The organism is Wolbachia endosymbiont of Atemnus politus, assembly GCF_013309895.1.
In genome coordinates, this window is sequence record NZ_JAAXCS010000101.1 from 1 (window position 1) to 4,493 (window position 4,493).

Consider the following 4,493-nt stretch of genomic DNA (forward strand, 5'->3'; position numbering starts at 1 on the left):
TTCACTAAAAACATATTTGGGAGCTTATTATTCTGTCCTTTTGTACCTTCTTTCCTTAACTTGACGCGTATGGTTTATTTAACACTTCCTTAATCTTCGATGTTATATACGTTCTTTTCTTTTTCTAATCTTTCTTGCTCTTCAATACAATGTATAGCAAGCGGATTGGCTTTCAGTCTTTCAATCCCTATTTCTTCTCCTGTCCCTTTACATTAGCCGTAAGTACCTAATTTTATTTTTTCTAATGCCTCCTTAATTTTTTCTCTTCTCTATTTTCTGCGCTTGATCAGTTTCTCATTTCCACTATCTTCATCAGAGTAATATATAATATCTTCTAGTTCTTGTGTTTATCTAGCTCAGCAAACATCGATTGCAATTTTAAGTTGAAGTACTCCATCTGTTTTACGCTCATGTATTCTTCATCTTCTGAAGGAGTGTAACCTTCTGATAATTTTATTTTTGGTAACTCTTCCATAATTGCATTATTAATTAAATAATAAAATCTGTATAATCCATGAATAAGAAATTATACTATCTCAAAGTAAACACTATAATTTATAATAAACATTTAAAAGAGAGCCTAGTATGATCGGCTTGTTAAAAAAATTAACAATAAACAATAACAATCTCATCTACATAATATGTATTTTTATTGTAATGTTAAGCTTATCTTCATTTACACTTGAAAATAACAGTACACAGGAAGTTATGTTAACATTTACATAGATATGCGCTACATTTGTTTTGCAAATCTCTACAAATAATTTATTTGTTTCTGATTATCATGACGGAATATTAGAGCAAATCTTCATACATAACCACTTTCCTCTAAGTTTATAATTGCTTATAAAATTTTTGCTCACTGGTTATTGTTTGGCTTGCCGATTTCAATAATTTCTTCCATGTTTAGCTTCGTAGTGCTGGGTAACAATATTGAATACTCATTAGCAATTGGCCTATCTTTGTTACTAAATACGCTGATAGTAATTAATATTTCAGCTACTGGAAATGCATTAATGATCGGCCAAAACAATTTGGCGTCAGGAATATCACAAATTCTTGTTTTGACGATCACGATGCCAACTTTTGTATACTTTAAATTACTAGTTCAGTTTGAAAGTTTATCTTTGAATATTCATATATTACTTATTACTGCGTTAATTTTTGCCATTCTGATAGTTAATAGCATTATAGCTGCCCATATGGCACTGAAATTTGCTGTAGAGCAGGATTAGAAAGTTTTGTCACATTTCACAGAAGAACTGCTGCCGATAAAGTTTAAGCTTACTAAATACATTTCTGTAGATTCAGATCTATTTGATTTTGGTTTGAAGTATTTTACTGTTTTGAACATTTTTTTAACTCGTTGCAAAAATCTTTGTCAGATTCTCCTTGAAAAATTTTTACTACAAACTTACCGCCATGATTTAGGAATGCTTTGCAAGGTTCAATGTTGCTTCGCATAGAAGCATGATTCTTATATGGTCCAACGATTTTAAACCACAAGGCTCTGGGGCCATATCAGATAAAATTACATCAAATTTTTGATTTTTTAATCTTTCCTTTAAAATTTCAAGCTCGTTTATAATATCGCATTGTACATATTCTACTCCATTAATCGTGTTTATTGGCTTTATGTCAACAGCAACTACATTTGCTCTTTTCTGGGATGCAACTTGTGACCATCCACCGGAAGAAGCGCCAAGGTCAATAATTTTTTGTCCCTTTTGTAGCAATTTAAATTTATTGTCTATTTCTAGCAACTTGTATGCCGAGCGCGATCTATATCCATCCTTATTAGTTTTTTGTACATACTTGTCATTTAAATGACGATGCAACCACCTGGTTGAAGATAATTTTAGACCTTTAGCTGTTTTTACTCTAGTTTTTATCGCTGGTACCTACTTACTGTTAATTATGTCTTTGAGCTCTTTTCAACTACTTCTTTCACCAGTGTATGTAGGTACTTATTTAGCCATTCCGATAACTGAGGTTTTAAAGGAGACGTAACTAATTCCTCAACGGTGTGATTTGCTTTTTTTTTTGTTGCTTATGCTGTAATTCATTTTGCATCTTTTCAAGTAGCTCTTTAATCTCCTTCATATTTTCTTTTAAAACTAGATGATCATTATTTTGTACTTGTAAGCTACTATTATCCACTCTATCACAGCTAATTTGGGTATTATGCTGCAAGCGAACACCTTTTTCTTCCTCTAAATCATGGCTATGACTGTTGAGTTTGGCATTATCGAAAACCATTTCCTCGCTCTGATCATTATTGTTGATGTCTTCTTTATCCTCATTTCTATTACCTTCTTCTGGATCTTACAAGTACTCTTCTTCAAGGTACAGCACATCATCATCTTCTTTCTCTTTTATTTTCACTTTGTCATCATTTGCGTTTTTACCAGATATAGCTTTTTTATATCCTCTAGGATATCTTTTACAGATTGATTATTTTGTCCATCATTCATAACGCTAATACCATTAAATTTAGAAATCTATACTATTTATCGTTAAAAGCAACTTGTAAACACTGATCACGTAATCACTTTTTGCTTCAACTAAATCCGAACGTGCTTTAAATAATGCATCTTCAGTGTCCAAAAGCTCAGTTGTGCTTTTTAAATTTTGAGGTTGACTTCTTGCTCAACTCCTTCTAACGCTAGGGCTGCTGCTTTTTCGGCCTCTTGACTTGCTTTAATAACAGATTTTGCTGTCAGGACGTTATTCCAAGCATTTACGACCTCTTTTTCTATATTCTTCACTGTCTCATAATAATCATGAGTGGATCTTTTTGCATCCATTCCAGCTTGACTTACACCAAAAGCATTCATTCCTCTCTTAAAGATTGGAACATCAAGAGTAAAACCAATCCTGACATTTCCTAATATCTCCTCGAATAAAGGCTTCTCTTTCTTGCTCAAATCAAGATTTGTACTTGCAGCAAGATTTAAAGATGGAAGTAATTTAGAGGTTGCAGCAATCACCCCAATTCCGGCTGCTCTTTTTTTTTTTGATAAACTGCTGCTTTTAGAGACAGATTATTGGTTTTTACTAATTGTAAACACTCGGTTAGTTCCGGAATGGAAGGTAATTTATCATTAGCTTCAGAAAGTTCATCAGGATCTTCACCAATTAAGTGAAAGTAAGCAATGTTTGCCAATTTTAATTTGTCTTCAGCATCGACTCTTTCTGACACTGAAGATGAAAATTTTGCTTTTGCTAGTGAAACTTCAGCGTTGGTCACCTCTCCAAGGGAAAGACGTTTTTTCATCGCTGACAAGTGCTCTAGAGAAACGCGTTCTTTGTGCTCACTAAATTTTAATATTTCTGTCCTTCGTAAAACGTCAACGTATGCTTTTACGGTATTAAGTGCACAAGTTCTTGTTTCAACTGTTGAAACCGCATCTTTTCTGCTTTGAGGAGGTTACTTGATCGGTTAAATGTGGCAAAAGTGCCACCGCCGTCTATTATTTTTTTGGTTCAAAGTGAAACTTTTGTTAGAATTAAAGCTCTTATCAAAGCTGTATCGCAAATGAATATCTGGCAGAAACCCAGCTATAATCCAGAAGACTTTAGCTGTCTTTCTGCACTTTTATATTGGTAGAATTGAGATTTTAATTTTGAACTATTTTTAATAGCTTTACTTATAGCTTCTTCAAGATCGATTGCATAGCAACTGATAGTACTAAAAATGACCGCGAGCGTAATAATTAACCGAAACATTCTACTCCTATGTATATTGGGCTGTGCAGCTAAATTACTAACATAAATTGTTTTAGTAATCAATAACTAATGTTGTTGACAGTATTTAGAAATTAAGTGTATCATAAGTTACTATTGTATAATTGAAACGATGAAGACTTTTTTCTTAAAAGAAAAACAAATCAATAAAAGGTGGTTTGTTATAGATGCAAAAGGGTTAGTAGTAGGAAGGCTTGCGGCGTTTGTTGCAACATTACTGCGTGGAAAACATAAACCTGAATATACACCTCATATGGATTGTGGTGATAATGTAATTATTATCAACGCAGAGAAGGTGTATTTTACTGGGAAGAAACTTAAAGGGAAAATTTACTATAAGCATACAGGTTATCCTGGTGGTTTGAAAAAAACTACTCCGGGTAATATTCTGAATGGCAAATTCCCCGAGCGTGTAATAGAAATGGCAGTACAAAGGATGCTTGATGGTGGCCCTATGGCACGTAAGCGTTTTGAAAATTTATATGTTTATTCTGGTACAGAATATAAGCACCAAGAGCAGCAACCTGAAAAGATAGATTTTGCTTCTTTGAATCGTAAAAATAAAAAAATGATGGAGTAAAAATGGAAAATTCTGTAATAAATCAATCAGAAAAAATAACTAAACCAGCAATTGATTCACTGGGTTGTTTATATGCTACAGGTCGAAGAAAGGAATCTGTAGCAAGAGTATGGATAAAGCTAGGAAATGGAAAGTTTAATGTTAATCAGAAAGACAAGCTATTAAT

The 4,493-nt window shown here is 33.0% G+C and carries 3 protein-coding genes and 5 pseudogenes; 3 read left to right on the forward strand and 5 right to left on the reverse strand.

All coding sequences use genetic code 11. The features are described 5' to 3' along the window. Window positions 1–89: 89 nt before the first annotated feature. Window positions 90–475, reverse strand: a pseudogene (locus HET73_RS06040) (TraR/DksA family transcriptional regulator). Between the two features lie 110 nt (window positions 476–585). On the opposite strand from HET73_RS06040, the pseudogene HET73_RS06045 reads away from it, so the two are divergent. Beyond that, window positions 586–1,235: pseudogene (locus HET73_RS06045) on the forward strand (heme exporter protein CcmB). Here HET73_RS06045 and HET73_RS06050 read toward each other — a convergent pair. The 4 genes and pseudogenes from HET73_RS06050 to HET73_RS06060 form a co-directional block, all read right to left on the reverse strand. Beyond that, window positions 1,232–1,838 (reverse strand): annotated as a pseudogene (locus HET73_RS06050) (RlmE family RNA methyltransferase). The pseudogenes HET73_RS06045 and HET73_RS06050 sit on opposite strands and share 4 nt — an antisense overlap. A gap of 77 nt (window positions 1,839–1,915) precedes the next feature. Then, window positions 1,916–1,990 (reverse strand): annotated as a pseudogene (locus tag HET73_RS09695) (PopZ family protein); the annotation flags it as partial. A gap of 20 nt (window positions 1,991–2,010) precedes the next feature. After that, a complete protein-coding gene (locus tag HET73_RS08565) occupies window positions 2,011–2,259 on the reverse strand; it encodes a hypothetical protein (protein ID WP_246210219.1) in 249 nt (82 codons plus the stop codon). 234 nt (window positions 2,260–2,493) lie between these two features. Further along, window positions 2,494–3,729: pseudogene (locus HET73_RS06060) on the reverse strand (TolC family protein). Window positions 3,730–3,859: 130 nt separating this feature from the next. Here HET73_RS06060 and rplM point away from each other — a divergent pair. Further along, window positions 3,860–4,327, forward strand: coding sequence for a 50S ribosomal protein L13 (rplM, locus tag HET73_RS06065; RefSeq protein WP_174132991.1), 468 nt, complete (start codon window positions 3,860–3,862; stop codon window positions 4,325–4,327). 2 nt (window positions 4,328–4,329) lie between these two features. Next, on the forward strand, window positions 4,330–4,493 hold a 164-nt coding region (rpsI, locus tag HET73_RS06070; RefSeq protein ID WP_174134188.1), incomplete at its 3' end, for a 30S ribosomal protein S9.